Annotated in this window: 14 protein-coding genes and 1 pseudogene; 10 read left to right on the forward strand and 5 right to left on the reverse strand. The window is 36.0% G+C overall.

The window, feature by feature from the left end; all coding sequences use genetic code 11:
* Positions 1–6 precede the first annotated feature (6 nt).
* Genes AAGD70_RS01070 through AAGD70_RS01080 form a run of 3 tightly spaced genes read right to left on the reverse strand, consistent with a single transcriptional unit; the run spans position 7 to position 1,045 of the window.
* Positions 7–252, reverse strand: coding sequence for a monovalent cation/H+ antiporter complex subunit F (locus tag AAGD70_RS01070; protein ID WP_007548527.1), 246 nt, complete (start codon positions 250–252; stop codon positions 7–9).
* A 28-nt stretch (positions 253–280) separates the two neighbouring features.
* Positions 281–688: a DNA-directed RNA polymerase subunit omega gene (gene rpoZ, locus AAGD70_RS01075; RefSeq protein WP_065094470.1), complete on the reverse strand. Its 408-nt coding sequence runs from the start codon at positions 686–688 to the stop codon at positions 281–283.
* Positions 689–748: 60 nt separating this feature from the next.
* Positions 749–1,045: a helix-turn-helix domain-containing protein gene (locus AAGD70_RS01080; protein ID WP_012673420.1), complete on the reverse strand. Its 297-nt coding sequence runs from the start codon at positions 1,043–1,045 to the stop codon at positions 749–751.
* Positions 1,046–1,481: 436 nt separating this feature from the next.
* On the opposite strand from AAGD70_RS01080, the gene purE reads away from it, so the two are divergent.
* The 7 genes and pseudogenes from purE (at position 1,482) to AAGD70_RS01115 (ending at position 9,295) form a co-directional block, all read left to right on the forward strand.
* Positions 1,482–1,973, forward strand: a complete 492-nt coding sequence (purE, locus tag AAGD70_RS01085; RefSeq protein ID WP_174525399.1) for a 5-(carboxyamino)imidazole ribonucleotide mutase — start codon at positions 1,482–1,484, stop codon at positions 1,971–1,973.
* 7 nt (positions 1,974–1,980) lie between these two features.
* A complete protein-coding gene (gene mutL / locus AAGD70_RS01090; protein WP_065094468.1) occupies positions 1,981–3,798 on the forward strand; it encodes a DNA mismatch repair endonuclease MutL in 1,818 nt (605 codons plus the stop codon).
* A gap of 565 nt (positions 3,799–4,363) precedes the next feature.
* On the forward strand, positions 4,364–4,501 hold the full coding sequence (locus AAGD70_RS01095; RefSeq protein WP_156517979.1) for a hypothetical protein: 138 nt from the start codon (positions 4,364–4,366) through the stop codon (positions 4,499–4,501).
* 185 nt (positions 4,502–4,686) lie between these two features.
* The gene (locus AAGD70_RS01100; protein ID WP_065095163.1) at positions 4,687–7,350 is read left to right on the forward strand and encodes a 2-oxoglutarate dehydrogenase E1 component; all 2,664 of its coding nucleotides are present in this window, start codon (positions 4,687–4,689) and stop codon (positions 7,348–7,350) included.
* A 245-nt stretch (positions 7,351–7,595) separates the two neighbouring features.
* Positions 7,596–7,751: a hypothetical protein gene (locus AAGD70_RS01105; protein ID WP_156517980.1), complete on the forward strand. Its 156-nt coding sequence runs from the start codon at positions 7,596–7,598 to the stop codon at positions 7,749–7,751.
* Between the two features lie 37 nt (positions 7,752–7,788).
* Positions 7,789–8,613: pseudogene (locus AAGD70_RS01110) on the forward strand (IS5-like element ISWpi1 family transposase).
* Positions 8,606–9,295, forward strand: coding sequence for a hypothetical protein (locus AAGD70_RS01115; protein ID WP_245611083.1), 690 nt, complete (start codon positions 8,606–8,608; stop codon positions 9,293–9,295). The pseudogene AAGD70_RS01110 and the gene AAGD70_RS01115 overlap by 8 nt, the downstream one beginning before the upstream one ends.
* Positions 9,296–9,425: 130 nt before the next feature.
* On the opposite strand, the gene AAGD70_RS01120 is transcribed toward AAGD70_RS01115, so the two are convergent.
* Together AAGD70_RS01120 and AAGD70_RS01125 are read right to left on the reverse strand one after the other, a co-directional pair.
* The gene (locus AAGD70_RS01120; protein ID WP_065095104.1) at positions 9,426–10,022 is read right to left on the reverse strand and encodes a TIGR02217 family protein; all 597 of its coding nucleotides are present in this window, start codon (positions 10,020–10,022) and stop codon (positions 9,426–9,428) included.
* A 190-nt stretch (positions 10,023–10,212) separates the two neighbouring features.
* Entirely contained in the window at positions 10,213–10,971 is a 759-nt protein-coding gene (locus AAGD70_RS01125) for a DsbA family protein (RefSeq protein WP_065095105.1), read from the reverse strand.
* 258 nt (positions 10,972–11,229) lie between these two features.
* On the opposite strand from AAGD70_RS01125, the gene AAGD70_RS01130 reads away from it, so the two are divergent.
* The 3 genes from AAGD70_RS01130 to AAGD70_RS01140 all read left to right on the forward strand — a co-directional run bounded on the left by AAGD70_RS01130 (position 11,230) and on the right by AAGD70_RS01140 (position 14,037).
* Entirely contained in the window at positions 11,230–11,382 is a 153-nt protein-coding gene (locus tag AAGD70_RS01130; RefSeq protein ID WP_167347041.1) for a hypothetical protein, read from the forward strand.
* Positions 11,383–11,392: 10 nt separating this feature from the next.
* On the forward strand, positions 11,393–12,463 hold the full coding sequence (locus tag AAGD70_RS01135) for a Fic family protein (protein ID WP_065095106.1): 1,071 nt from the start codon (positions 11,393–11,395) through the stop codon (positions 12,461–12,463).
* A gap of 95 nt (positions 12,464–12,558) precedes the next feature.
* Positions 12,559–14,037, forward strand: a complete 1,479-nt coding sequence (locus AAGD70_RS01140; RefSeq protein WP_065095405.1) for a UbiD family decarboxylase — start codon at positions 12,559–12,561, stop codon at positions 14,035–14,037.
* The last annotated feature ends 25 nt before the right edge of the window (positions 14,038–14,062 follow it).

Consider the following 14,062-nt stretch of genomic DNA (forward strand, 5'->3'; position numbering starts at 1 on the left):
AAATTATCAAAACAACATTAATCTCATTAGTGCTATAGTTGATATAAAGCTAACGCTAGCATACAACAATGCTATATCAATTAAAAAAAAATTATTCAGAATGATTGATATTGCTGTTATAAGTACAACTACTTGCGTTGAGAAATTATTGAACGCTAAAACCTTATTGTACACATCATTTGACTTAGACACTATGCAACACAACATTACACTCATACAGAACAACAGTGTATAGATAGCAATGCAAATCATTTAAAGACTATGTAACTTCAGTAGATTTCTAAACGGATACTTCTTCATCGCCATCTTGATCATTTATTTCATCATCTATTTCACCATCCACTTCATAATCTTGGCTTTCTTGACTTGCATCAAGATCTGTGTTATCAGAAAAATTTAATAAATTCGCTAGCTTACTTGTATTACTGCTGTAAACATTATTCATATTTCCTTTCATGTATTCCTTGCATCTACCTACCAAAAGGCTAAACAGCTCATGAGTATCCACCTGTTTTCCTGCTATTTCATGTAAGGAAACTATGGTATTTTTATGACCTTTAAACTTAGCTGCTTGAATTGGATTACTTGCCCCTGTATTTAAATCATGTGTTCTTTGACTTGCCAACAGAACCAATTTGAAACGGTTACTTACCCGTTCTATACAGTTTTCTACAATAGACTCAGCCATAAGATACTACCTTAATAAGTTTTATACTATATCACAAAAAACAAGTTGTCAACTTTGTATCTATTGCGATTCAACTTCATGTTTTACTTTTTCTGCCTCAGATTTTATTTCTTGGCTTTCTGTCATCGTGATTGTTATCTCATGATCAAGTTTTTTTAGAAATCCTAACAATCGCTCTAAAGAAAAACCATCTATTTTACCATTTTTAATTTGCGATACCTTTGGCTGATCAATACCAAGTTTCTCAGCTGCAAAAGCCTGAGTCCAAGCATTTTTTTCTACAATTTTATTTATTATATAAAGCAACTTTGTTTTTATTCCTGCACTGTCTAAGTTATTTAACGATATTATTTCCATAATTCTTACACTCACATATCAATTAACTTTATTAAACATTATAACATAATATTTAATATACCAAGATATTAATATCATGTAACTTGTCAATAATTATATGATATCAATATTTAAAACTTTAAGTTGATTATATATTAATATTTTTATCAAATTTCTAGTAATTTTAAATTACCATTTTACCATCAGTCTATCTGAAAAAACCATTTATAGAAAGAACAAGCTAAGATTACAAAGCTTGAAATACAAAAATAATTATTTTATAAATTTATCTTACATAAGAAGTTTATATCTCTATATCTTAATATAAATATTTATTTAAATTTTTAAAATTTCTATTTTAACGAGAATTCTATATATTATATTTATAATATAATTTAAATATTTGTTGCTTTTTAGCTGGAACATTATTTAGTTAGTAAGTAAAATTGTGTTGAATATGACAAAAATAAAAAAAGATGTTGCTGTTATTATGGGAAGTGAGTTAGATTACACCACTATGGTCCATACTGTTGATATGTTAAAAGCATTAGAAGTTTCACATGATATATTCATAATATCTGCACATAGAACACCAGAAAGGCTCTTCAATTTTGCTAAATCTGCACAAGAAGAAGGTTTTAAGGTTATTATAGCTGGTGCAGGAGGTGCAGCTCATTTACCTGGTATGGTTGCGTCACTAACTTGTTTACCAGTTATCGGCGTTCCTGTGCATAGTAAACAATTAAATGGGCTGGACAGTCTACTCTCTATAGTTCAAATGCCAAAGGGTGTTCCAGTTGCAACCATGTCTATAGGAGAAAATGGAGCATATAATGCTGCCATTACTGCCGTATCTATATTGTCAATTTCCAACAGTGAAATTGCAGGTAGGTTAAAAAAGTGGAGAGAGAAACAGACCAAAGAAGTAAAAGAAAAACCAGTTTCATAATAAATCTATGGCAATAATTCTTTTAGACACAAAAACCATAAACCGTATAGCAGCGGGGGAGGTGATAGAAAGGCCAGCAAGTGTAGTAAAGGAATTAGTGGAAAATGCAATAGATGCTGGAAGTTTAGAAATAGAGATTAAAATAGAAAGTGGTGGGCGTAACCTTATTATTGTGACAGATGATGGTAACGGAGTAGAAAAAAACGATTTAGAACTTGCGTTTATGCGCCATGCTACTTCAAAATTGAGCGACAATGAGTTGATAGAAATCAAGCATCTTGGCTTTAGAGGAGAAGCTCTGCCTTCAATAGCAGCAGTAAGTAGGATAAAATTATCGTCTAAGGCAAGAGAAGCAAATGAAGCATGGTCTATAAGTTATGAGGGTGGAGAGAAAATAGGGGAGCAAACTCCTTACTCTTTATCACAAGGCACACATATTGAAGTACGAGATTTATTTTTTGCCACTCCAAATAGACTAAAATTTCTAAAAACTGAAAGAGCAGAAACTCAAAGCATTGTTGATATTGTAAACAACCTAGCAATGATTAACTATCATATAGGGTTTACTCTCACTTCAGGTAATAAAAAGCTCTTAAAATACGCTAAGCAGACTTCGTTATTTCATAGATTGTGTGAAGTAGAAGAAGAATTTCAGGGCAGTTCTCTGGAGATTAATGAAGAAGAAGACGGCATTAAACTTACGGGACACATCTGTAAACCGACCGTCAATCGTGGTAAGTCAACTCAGATCTATACGTTTGTTAATGGAAGGCCAATCAAAGATAATCTACTTATTGGCGCAGTTAGGTATGCATATCATGATTTTATTCCAAGCGATAGGTATCCTTTCGCAGCGTTACATTTAGAGATACCTTATGATCAAGTAGATGTAAATGTGCATCCAAATAAGTCAGAAGTAAGGTTTCAGAATAAGAAGCTCATATATGAGATAGTGACAAGAGGATTAATTAAAGCATTGTCAAGAAGGATAGGCACCTTTCTAGCGCATGACCAGAAAATGGATTCAACATTGCCAGATCCTTTTGATAAACCTAATGTTCAAAATGAAAGAAGGCCAAGTCCTTTTGAAAATCAACTAATAAAAGAATTTGCTTCTCCAAATGAAAGAGTAAAAAGCTTATCAGAACAGTCAAAATCGTTTGATTATACCGGCATACAGAAATTACCATCACAAGCGGAGACTATGGTTCTAGAAAAAAAGGTGTTAGAGCAAGTTGATTTGATAGAGAGCCACCCGCTCGGGTTTGCACGCTGTCAGGTCTATAATACTTACATTATTGCCGAGGTAAGAGACAAATTGATTATAGTCGACCAGCATGCAGCCCACGAAAGGCTAGTATATGAATGCTTAAAACAAAAATCAAGTGTAAAAAGACAAAAACTACTTCTTCCTGAAACGGTTGAAATCAAAAATCAAGCCGGAATGGAGATGATTGAAGTTTATAAAGATAAGTTATTTGAAATGGGTTTTGATATTGAGATCAAATCAGAAAATAAAGTGATAGTAAAAGAAATCCCTGCAATTTTGGGAGCAATAGATGTGAAAGAGATGCTAATTAATATAGTCGATAGATTAACGGAAATAGAAGATACATTGCCAGTAGAAGATAAAGTGAACAAAATATTGGCCACTATCGCTTGTCATGGATCAATTAGAGCGGGTAGAAAAATGAGGTTAGATGAAATGAATGAGCTGCTGAGACAAATGGAAAAAACCCCATATTCCGGGCAATGCAACCACGGAAGACCAACTTATATAGAAATGAAACTCAGTGATATTGAAAAACTTTTTGAGCGGAGGTAAGAGGTTGCCATAAATATGTAAGTGCTCCTTTCTCGTCATCCAAGTAGCTCATAGAAACGAAAAAACTTCCTTGACAAACTCCGTCAGCCCCCTTATCATGAAAGTGAAGCTATTTATTTATCTTCTCTGTACAGATTAAATGACAAAAAAACTCACGAATCTGGCGTCTCATGTTTAATTTTTTGCACTATGTGCACCTTATGTCTTTATAAAATTCTAGGTTTTTACCTAATATAAGCTAAAATGCGCTTATAAAGCATTTAAAACATAAAAAAACGCCAACTTAAAAAATGGATAGTGAATAATTAGCTACCCTAGGGTTTCTTTTGTCTTTTTTTCTGTTTAGTAAATTTCTTAAACATTTATGACTAAAGGTTAGTTGCATTAAAAAGCAGCTAAATCGCGGTTATTAAGCGTTTAGAATAAAAAAACGCCATACTTGAAAGTATAATGTAAGTAATTAGCCAACCACGGGGCTTCTTTTGCCTTTTTTTTCGCTTAGTAAATTTCTTAATGTTTATAGCTAAACGACAACCGTCATCCCGCTACGTGTTAGCGGGATCTCTTGTTAGCGCCGCGGCGGTATGACGTCTCGCTTGCAACCTATAGCTTTGTCATTCCAGTGCTCCTTTTTTTGTCATCCCAGTGCCTTGACTATTTGGATCCAGAAAACTTAGCTTCGAGTCAAGTAGGCTGCAAATAAAAACTGGATTCCAGCGTCACGCGCTGGAATGACACCCTGACAATCGTCATCCCGCTATGTGTTAGCGGGATCTATGTTAAGAGATACCGCGAATGAATCGCGGTATGACGTATAGAAACTAAAAAAGTTCTTTTTTAAAAAACTTAAGTTATACTTATAAGTATTTGATACTTTTTATAGTGATTATGTCGAGTTTAAGTTGCCTTTATGGTGATAATGCAGAATTTGTGGAAGAAATGTATAGCCGTTATCTACAGGGCGATAAATCAATCGGGGAAGATTGGTATAGAATTTTTTCAAGCAATTTAGAAGTTAAGAAAACGGAGACCTGCAGTCCGCAGCATGTAACCAAGACGGATGATTCGGCTTTCGATTTGGCAAATTTTTTCAGGTCTTATGGTCATTTTTTTGCAGATCTTGATCCATTATCACCAAACGGAAATAAACAAATAGATTATCAGAAATATTCGAATCTATCTCCGGCAAGTGACACTGGAATCTATAGAGATATTTACTGCAAGAATATCGGTTTTGAATTTATGCATATCTCCTCTTATGAGGAGAGAATATGGCTGCAGGAAAAGATCGAAAATCAAACCTATACGCTGAGCTCACAAGACAAAAAAGAAATACTGAGGCACTTGGTCGAATCCGAAATGTTCGAGCAATTCCTCCATATGAAATTTCCTGGGTATAAGCGTTTCTCTATCGAAGGTGGAGAGTCAGCTATCGTTGCAATTGAGAGAATCATTAGTGATTCTGCAGCTTTTAGTATTGAAGAAATAGTCCTTGGCATGGCTCACCGCGGACGACTCAATGTTCTAACCAAAGTGATGGGGAAAGAATATGCGGCAATGCTGTCTGAATTTCAAGGCAATCTTGCATACCCAAGTGGTCTTGAGGTGTCCGGTGATGTTAAATATCACCTTGGTTATTCTTCTGATCGAGCACTTGCCGGTGGTAAAAAAATACATTTAAGTTTATGCCCTAATCCATCTCATCTTGAAGCGGTAAATCCGGTTTTGGCTGGAAGAATAAGAGCAAAACAGAATATAAGATCTGTGCTTGGAATATCAATTCATGGTGATGCGGCTTTCATTGGTCAAGGAGTGGTTGCTGAAACTCTGACCTTAAGCAATATTGAAGGCTATAAAGTGGATGGCATTGTGCACATTGTCATTAATAACCAAGTTGGTTTTACTGCTAATCCGTGTTGTGCGCGGTCCTCTTTTTACTGTACTGATGTAGCAAAATCAATAGAAGCTCCAGTGTTTCACGTTAATGGAGATAACCCTGAAGCTGTGAGTTTTGTTGCGAATTTGGCGATGGAATATAGGCAGAAATTTAAAAAGGACGTAGTGATTGATATAATATGCTACCGCAAATATGGCCATAATGAAGGCGATGAGCCGAATTTCACTCAGCCACTTATGTACAAGGTAATATCAAAGCATAAAACTCCAGGAACACTGTATGAAGAGAAGTTGATCGCAGAGAAAGTATTAGATGGCGATGAAGTAAATAAATTGCGCAGTGAGTTCAGGGCAAGATTGGATAAAAGTCTTGCTGAATCAGTGACTTATACTCCAAAAAAAGCTGACTGGTTTTATGGAGTGTGGTCAAAATTAAGAAGGGCAAAGTTGAACGATTTGAGCGAATACTATACGGATTCTGGTGTCTCGCCTAGTGAGCTGAAAAAATTGGGTGTGCATATAAATAGCAATATCCCAAGTAACTTTAACATTAACAATAAGATTAGAAAAATACTCGATGGCAGAATAGACAGCATAAATTTTGGTAGTAATATAGACTGGGCAACTGCCGAAAGTCTTGCATTTGCATCGTTACTCGTAGAAGGAATAGGAGTACGTTTATCAGGACAAGATTCCGGTCGTGGAACTTTTTCGCACCGTCATTCAAGGCTTGTTGATCAGGTAACAGAAGAAGCGTTTATTCCGCTAAATAATATAAACAAAGAACAGGCTCACTTTGAGGTCATAGATAGCGCTTTATCAGAGTATGCTGTAATGGGCTTTGAATATGGATATAGCCTTGATTCCCCGTATTCACTGATGCTCTGGGAAGGACAATTTGGTGATTTTGCAAATGGTGCACAAATTATGATCGACCAGTTTATCGCATCTGCAGAAACAAAGTGGTTGCGATCAAGCGGTCTAGTTTTGTTGCTGCCTCATGGTTATGAAGGGCAAGGACCTGAGCATAGCTCCGCGCGTATAGAGAGATTTTTGCAACTCTGCGCAGAAGATAATATGCAGGTAGTTAATTGTTCCACTCCGGCAAATTACTTCCATGTCTTACGCAGACAAATGCATAGAGACTTTCGTAAGCCTCTGGTAGTATTTACACCTAAATCGCTACTGCGTCATAAAAGAGCAGTTTCTAACCTATCTGACTTTGAAGGAAAATTCCTCACGGTAATCCCAGAATATAGAACAGATTTGGTTCTAAATGATAAAATACGTAAAGTTGTAATATGCAGTGGTAAAGTTTACTACGACATAATTGAAGTATGTGAAGCACAAAAAATAAACGATATAGCAGTGATACGTTTGGAGCAATTCTATCCGTTTCCGGCCGATAAATTAAGTAATGAACTTGAGAAATACGAGAACGCTGAAATTGTATGGTGTCAAGAAGAACCAAAAAATATGGGAGGGTGGTTTTTTGTAAACCCATTGATAGAAGAAGTGTTGTCCAATCTCGATATTCAAGCAAAAAGACCTAAGTGTATCGCAAGACCTGCTGCCGCATCTCCTGCATGTGGTTATGCTAGTGTCCATGCTCAGCAACAGGAGGAGATTTTAAAGCAGGTTATGCAGGGGATCTAGCACAATTGTGCAAATATTGAAGCGAAAGCTGGCAAGCGAACATTGTTCATCAGATCTTGACGCTGGGCACTGCAGCCAGGCGCGATAGAAAACGTATCACACCAATCAAACCTCTTTGATGCTCAGACAAATATAAAAAGACTTTCATTCTATTGAAAAAGCTACAATTTTTATTAAAATTTTCATTTATTTTTATTTAAAAAGTAAATATCATTAATATTTACTTTAATTAATATAGAATATATATGAATACAGAAATATTTGAGAGGTTAATAGGGCAAACTAGTCTACGCAGCAATAGCAAAGCTGAGATCATACAGTTAAATAGAAATGAAAAAGCTTTTGTAGATGAGGATAAAGAATCTATCGAATTAGCTGAGAGGTTGTCCGGAAACAAGTAAAAGGCTATAATATCTGAAATTTTAGTACGGGGTAAAGATGAGAAAAAAGTATCCAACAGATCTAAGCGAAAGGGAATGGGCAAGAATAGAAAAACACTTCAGAGTATCATACAAGAAAGGAGGAAGGCCGCCAAAGTATAGCAAAAGAGAAATATTAGAAGCAATTTTCTATGTATTGCGTACAGGGTGTCAATGGCGGTATTTACCAAATGATTTTCCGCTATGGAAGACTGTGTATGAGCAGTTCAGGCAATGGAAGAAGCAGGGAATTTTTGAGAAAATGAATTATGAAATATAGTAGAAGAAAAATAGGAAGGAATGAGCAGCCGAGTGCCTGTATAGTAGATAGTCAATCTGTAAAGACTACAGAAAAGGGGGGATCAAAGGCTATGATGGAAGTAAAAAAGTAAAGGGTAGAAAAAGGCATATAATTACAGACACTCAGGGTTTTATACTAGGTTGTTACGTAGGCGCTGCTAACGAAAATGATAGAGATGGTATTAAAATAGCATTAAACAATATGAGAACAAAATATACTAAAGTTAAAAAAATGTGGGCTGACATGGGATACCAAGGAAGAAATTTAAAGAATCACATAAAGGAAGAATATGACATAGATATTGAAATTGTTAAAAGGCCTCCATGTAGATTTTGGGTGCACAAAGATACGCCACCTGAGCTACTACCAACAAGAGAACAAGGGTTTAAAGTACAGCCAAGAAGATGGGTTGTAGAAAGGACTTTTGCTTGGGTTAATAGGAATAGAAGGCTATCGAAGGAGTATGATTTACTCACAACATCCACTGAGAATTTCATATACCTAGCTATGAGTAGGGTTATGTTAAAGAGGGAATATGCTTGAATTTACTTGTTTCCGGACAACCTCTGAGGCCATTTTTGAAGAGAATAATATGTTTCATTTCCGCAAACCAGGTCCTGCTATGGATTACATTTTGCACAAATTAATAAATGATAGGAAGCTTTTCGAGGAAATGAAAGATAGAGGTACAAGTATAATACGTCTTTTTTCTTTGTTATCAATGTATCATGGTCGTCTCAATTGCTGTGTTATAAGAAAAGGAGGGTGTATTACTGAGTGTGGCATACTTGATTACGCTGGCACCTATCCAGAACTAGTGCCTTTAGAGGACTTTATACTTATTGAGCCTTGCTCGTACCTCGAGTACACTGTGCTTGATAATGATAACATCAGAAATAGGTTAGCTAGAGACTTGACTGAAGACAAAACAAAATTAGATATCTTTTTGAATGGAATTTTAGCAACAAAGAATTCGGATTTAGTATTATCTTGTATTAACAAGATAGAGGTTCTTAATGAGGGAGATAGATATTTTGTTAATCTCTTACAGAAAAACGGCATGCTAGACTACATCTTAAACAAAGATGATACAATACTTGCAAAATCAGCTCTAAAGGAGTTGTTGAAGCTTTCTATTTTGCAGGAAGGAGAAAGCACTAAGCTAGAATCTCCCCAAGCTTCAAGTGTAAATGTTAGCAAAGCTCAGCAACATTGTAGTATATAGCTGGTGATAAAGTTTAAAATAATTGCATATACTGAGGCTCATTTAAATATAGAGCCTCAGTGGTGCTTAATTTTTTCAATTTATGGTGACTAATAGCCCTACTATGATGTAGATCTATGCTTGCTCATAACTAAAATTTCACTTCCACCAAGGGGATATTATTCCAGCTATTGCTTCCATAGTCATCAATAGAAGCGTTTAAGTAATCTGTATCAAAGCGTACGGGCACATCAAATTCGAAGCTCGCAGTGATTATCGCATCTTTTACTGGTGGCTTCATAAATGTTATTTCTCCCGTTGAATAATTTACTGAATATTCACTCTCTTCTTTACCATTTAAATAAATCTTTACTGTCCCATGTACTGGCTTTTTGATCATGCGTATATGCTTATCTTCCCCACTTACATAAGTTTTGATTAGCTGAAAAGTCGTTTTTTTGTTATCTCCTATACCAATCTCTTGATTGATGGCTATAAAATCCGACCAGTCCTTAAAACGAAACCCTATTGCTTTACCTTTTCGTGCATGAAAAAATGTTATTAGTTCTAATAGCTGCTCGTTTGATCTGACTCCGTAAGCTATATTGTATCTAGTGCGTGCATGAGACCAATTGATGTTGCGCTGTTCACAACCATTGTGAGTTGTTACAACGTCAGTGGAAAATTCCGGTCCTCCAGCGGAACCATAAGATATATTTTCTGGAAATCTAATTTCTGTGAATGACATATGCCCTCCTGTGAAAGTAAAATAGTTTGGTTGAAGAAAATGTTGTAATTTGAAAGCATTTCACATAGTAAATGACGCTATGGAAAGTGGATGAGACCACTGAGTTAAACTGCTGTCATACCCACAACTACTGTACTAAGGTTCATTTGAGTTGTCAAGCAAAAAAATAAAATTTTATGGCAAACTGTAACTAGCCTTGCTTGTGACTTAATTCATCTACTTTTTTGCGTAATACATTCAAATCAGTTGCTCCTACAAACAGGCTATCTCCAATTATTAAAAAAGGTGTACCACCTACTCCCAAATCTCTTACTAGGAGCTTACTGCCATTTATCATTTGCTCAATTTTGTCTGCATTATTTTTCATGGAATTATTAAAATCGTCCTCATCAATCCCTATGTTTTTCACTATATCCAATATGCTTTCGTCTGAAAATTCTCCTTTGTGACTTAAAGCAGCATGGTGAAAATCGAAATATTTTTCTTTATCGAGAAAATAGACAGCTAAAGCACTTTTTGCTGCCTTTAAAGAAGCGTTACCAAGTATTGGAGCATCCCTAAAGATATACTTAATTTTGCCGTCGTTAATTAACTGCTTTATATCATTCTTTATAGCTTTGCAATGTCCACAAGAATAGTCAAGGAAGCCTACAGCTATAACACTACTATTTTCATTTCCGGAGTAAGGATAAGTAAGGTCAAATATTTGATCCTTGTATTGTGAAATTTTACTTTTGGTTACATTATCTCGAGCAGCGTAACTACTTTTAATCGACTCCTCTTTGAGAGTTTTTATGATCTTATCAAAATTTCTACTTATATAATTATCTAATTTCTCACCTATATAATCATCGTTTAGCATTTGGCTGCGATTTGAGAGCCAATTATTTATTATCGGCAAGCTTGCTATTGCTATTATTAAAATTAATAAAAACGATACCCTAGACATACAATTTATTTAAAAACCTACAACATAAAACTTTTAGTACACATTTATCTGTATATTAAAAGAAGCATCTAATGTTAATACATAAAAACATTTGTATCAAGTGTATTTTATAGCCAATTTTGCTGCAAGTACAAACTTTACGTACAATGAAACTCAAGCACATTACTGAAAAGCTCATCAGAAGGCTTGGTAGCAGAGGCGCGCGGAGCGTAGATTTAAGTTGTTTCCGCTGTGTATAATTTTCCGTGGAATAAACATATGAACGAGCCAATAATTGGTAGAGAAAAAGAAATAGCTATTCTACAAGACAAACTTCTTTCTCAATCAGCCGAATTTATTGCTGTTTATGGTCGGCGTCGTGTAAATGTTGTATTATCTGCATTTTATCAGCATAATATAGAAATAATGTAATGCAGATATTATGCCGATGCCAAATTATACGATTACTTCTAAAATTGCTAATTGCCTTATGAAGATTGAAGCAGCAAAAGAAAAAGTGTTACATTTGCCACTCACTGTATCGATGCTCTCGTCCCTTCGTGAAACTGCACGGCTCTATACAACACACTACTCTACTATGATTGAAGGAAATCGACTTGAGCCTAAACAGATTGAAGAGGTTTTAAGTGGTAAAAGCCACTTTCCAAAATATAGGAGAGATGAAAATGAGGTTAAAGGATATTATGCAGCTTTAACCCAAGTTGAACAATGGGCAGCGAGAACGATCCCTATTACTGAGAAAGCCATTCAAACGCTTCATGCCCTAGTAATGGCAAGTGGAAAATCTAAAGTGAAGCCAACCTCTTATCGTAATGGTCAAAACGTTATTCGTGATAGCCGTACACGTGCAATAATTTATATGCCACCTGAAGCAAAGGATATACCAAAGCTCATGAGCAGTATGATTGATTGGATTTGTGACAGTGAGCAAGTGCCTTGCCCAGTTATTGCAGGTATTGCTCATTATCAATTTGTAACAATTCACCCCTACTATGACGGTAATGGTCGTACTGCAAGATTGTTGACTACATTAATTTTACACCTTGGTGGATATGACCTAAAAGGGCTTTACTCATTGGAAGAATATTATGCTAAAAATCTAGGGGCTTATTATGAAGCAATAACATCGCACAATTATTACATGGGACGAGCTGAAGCAGATATCACTAAGTGGGTGGAGTATTTCGTAGAAGGTATGGCAAATTCATTTGAGAACGTTTTACAACGTATAAATGAAGAAGAATACCACACTGATCAGACTGATCTTATACGTAAGCTTGATCCTAAACAACGCAAAGCTCTTGAGCTCTTCCAGGAGTTTTCCGCTATTACAGCTAGTCAGGTTGGCGAACTATTTAATTTTAAGCCTCGTACCAGTGCGCAACTTTGTAAAAAGTGGGTGGAAATGGGGTTTATCAAGATTGTAGATTTTTCCAATAGAGGAAGGAAATACAAACTTAGTAAGCAATATGAGGATTTGATCTCAAATTAACTGAAAGCTCGCTAGGCAGGAAAGTAGTGCATAGGTCAAATTTCAATAAAGTGCTTGAAAACTAAATGTAAACTTAAAATTTTAAAAACTGGAATATGTACAACAACTTACGTGACTTCATTAAAGCCTTAGAGGAAAAAAAAGATCTGATTAGGATTAAGGAGGAGGTTTCAACTGTTCTTGAAATGACAGAAATTCACCGCAGAGTTTTGTCAAACAAAGGACCAGCTATCATCTTTGAAAATGTTGTCACAGAAAACGGCAAAAATTCGATTCCAGTTTTAGTGAATTTATTCGGTACTATTGAAAGAATTGCCTTGGGACTGAACATAAATCCTGGTGAGCTAAGAGATCTTGGTAAACTTTTAGCATTTTTGCAATCACCTGAGCCGCCAAAAAACTTTAAAGATGCTATGAAGATGTTTCCTCTGCTAAAAGTCGTGTTATCGATGCGAAGTAAAGTCGTGAACAAAGCTCCATGTCAAGAGGTAGTGCTAACCGGAGATGAAGTGGACCTAAGTCTACTGCCCATTCAAACATGCTGGCCAAATGAACCTGCACCACTTATCACCTGGCCGATTGTGGTAACAAAAGGCCCCACGAGAGACAAACAAGATAATTTCAATCTTGGAATATATCGTATGCAGGTCATAGATAAAAAAACGACTCTAATGCGTTGGCTTGCACATCGTGGTGGTGCAGGTCACCACAAACGATGGAAAGAGAAGGAACAAAATATGAAATTTCCTGCTGCTGCTGTGATCGGTAGTGATCCTGCAACGATTATTGCTGCAGTAACCCCAGTGCCAGAAACATTGTCAGAATACCAATTTGCTGGACTACTGCGAAAGAAGCCGCTTGAGCTTGTAAATTGTAAGACTATTCCACTTCAAGTGCCAGCTCACGCGGAAATCGTTCTGGAAGGCTATGTGAGTTTGGATAGATATCAAGACGAAGGGCCATACGGAGACCACACTGGCTACTATAATTCTGTTGAGCAATTTCCAGAATTTAACATTACTGCAATTACAATGCGTAAAAACCCGATATATCTTAGCACTTTCACTGGCAAGCCACCTGATGAACCATCGATTCTTGGTGAAGCACTCAATGAAATTTTCGTGCCCATTCTTATTAATCAATTTCCAGAGATAGTGGATTTTTATCTGCCGCCGGAAGGTTGCTCATATAGAATAGCGGTAGTGTCGATAAAAAAATCCTATCCAGGGCAGGCAAAAAGAATTGTTATGGGCATACTTTCTTTTCTAAAGCAGTTTTTATACACGAAGTTTATTATCGTTGTTGATGATGATATAAATATACGTGATTGGAAGGAAGTGATGTGGGCAATGTCAACAAGGATGGACCCTGTGCGTGATACAATCATGATAGAAAATGCACCTATTGATTATTTAGACTTTGCTTCCCCTGAAAGCGGCCTGGGAGGTAAAATGGGATTTGATGCGACAAACAAAATTCCGCCTGAAACCAAACGAGAGTGGGGAAAGAAAATTGGGATGAGTGAGGAAATAGTAAGAAAAGTTACGGAGAAGTGGGAAGAATATATGGACTAGGCTTCTTGCATAAAAGCAGAAAAAA

This window comes from Wolbachia endosymbiont (group A) of Nomada flava, from assembly GCF_964027055.1.
GTDB lineage: Bacteria > Pseudomonadota > Alphaproteobacteria > Rickettsiales > Anaplasmataceae > Wolbachia > Wolbachia pipientis.